This is a genomic window from Nonomuraea sp. NPDC049400 (genome assembly GCF_044466425.1).
GTDB lineage: Bacteria > Actinomycetota > Actinomycetes > Streptosporangiales > Streptosporangiaceae > Nonomuraea.
The window spans coordinates 1-1706 of record NZ_JBITMP010000153.1 but is presented as its reverse complement, the minus strand read 5'-3'; the positions used below and the strand labels follow the sequence as shown (position 1 = coordinate 1706).

Genomic DNA, 1706 nt, shown 5'->3' with positions numbered 1-1706 from the left:
CCTCGATTCGTCAGCGGGCTGTGTTGTGTGAGTGGCTCCGCGGTTTGCCCGTAATGTCCCCGATGCGGTTGGGGTGGGCCATCGCATGACGCTGCGGGGGCGCCGGGTTCCACGGACCCGGGCGGGGCTCCTTTCTGAATCGTCGAGGCGGGGTCCGACCCTCAGGCGAGGGCGGGCAGGTCGGTGAGGCGCTGCCAGGCCAGGACGAACGCCTGAGCCCAGGGCCAGGTGTGCTCGATCCGCAGATAGCGACGCCGGGCGTGGGTGCTCAGGCGGGCGGGCAGGTGGTAGAGCCGGTAGCGCATGGTGTCCGGTTCGGCGCGCTCCAGGTCATCTTGATCGTGCAGGGTCAGCAGGCGTATCCAGCAGTCCAGGTCGTGGCCGAGGTTGGCGGCCAGGATCCAGCCTTGATTGACGGTCCAGTCCTGGCTGGGCAGGTTGCGCAGGCCCATCGCCTTGCCGACGCGCACCCGGTCCTCGACCACCGCGTGCGCGCGGGCCAGAGCGTCCAGCCACTGCGGATGGTGGGAACCGGCAATGCCCCACATGCGGCCGATGTTGGTGGCGGTGATCGAGTACTTCCATCCGGTCCGAACCTCAAATGCGGTGAGGTTCTTGCGATGACGGGCCGAGGGGCGCACCCGGCGCACCAGCAGCCGCATGCCGTCCGGCCAGCCGGTGCGGCGGTTCAGGCCGGTCAGCTCCGCCACGTGATAGCCCTGCTGGAGGCCGCCGTCCTGATCGAGGGAATCGGCCCAGGCGGTAGCGGGCAGGCGGGCGATGGCCTGCTCGTCGAGTGCGGTGATGGTCCAGCCGACCAGATACCGCACCGTGCGGCGGGCGGTGTTCAACCCTTCCAGATGGGTCAGCAAGTCATGGGTGGCGCCCGCGCCGTCCACCCGCACCAGGATCTTGGCTTGGCAAGAGTTCGGGATCTGAGCCAGGGCCTGGCCCAGCACGCGCATGTGGTCGGCGACGGTGTTGCTGCCCGCATTGCCCTCGCGAAGCAGCATCGCCAGCGACTCTTGGGTGTTGGCGCACCAGCAGGCCAGCGGGTGAAAGCCATAGGTCTTCTTGAACGTGACCGCCGCGCCGCTCTTGTCCGAGGCCGAGGTGATGATGGTGGCGTCGATGTCGATGACGATCCACCCCCTTAGCCGTTTGCCGGCCACCATCAGCCAGGGAAAGCCGCAGGGGCGCAGGTGCAGTAACTGCCACACGTGGCGCCGCACCTGCGCCCGGGCCTTGGCGATGCCCGCGAGCATCGGCTCGTCCAGGCCGGCCAGCGCACGGCGGGTGGTGGAGTCCGATGGCGCCGCTCCGAACAACGCCGCCTGGTGAGCTTGCAGCCGCTCGGCCTCCAGCAGGCTCCGCGCGCCGCACACGATCGCTGCGGCCAGGCTGACCAGCACGTGCGCGCGGTCGCGCCAGGTCGCCTGCTGCCCTGCCGGCCACAGTCCGCCCAGCGCCTCGGTCAGCCCCACCCGGTCGGCGATCTTGTGCAAAAGCGCCGCTCCCGCGTGCCCGACCAGTCCCTTTCCATCGGCGGTGACAGACAACCGCCGGTCCCACCCGGTACGCTCATTCACCAGAAAGGTGCACCTGTTTCTGCGGCGGACACGACTTAGACACTCGAATCCTTGCAGCTCGGGGGCACCTTTTCTGTTGTTTCAGGCCACACCATCTCACCGCTTGAATATCTGGGG

At 68.5% G+C, this 1706-nt stretch carries 1 protein-coding gene; it reads right to left on the bottom strand.

The window, feature by feature from the left end; translation table 11 throughout:
- Positions 1-161: 161 nt before the first annotated feature.
- Entirely contained in the window at positions 162-1589 is a 1428-nt protein-coding gene (locus ACIBVN_RS60840; RefSeq protein WP_397152041.1) for an IS1380 family transposase, read from the bottom strand.
- Positions 1590-1706: the final 117 nt, after the last annotated feature.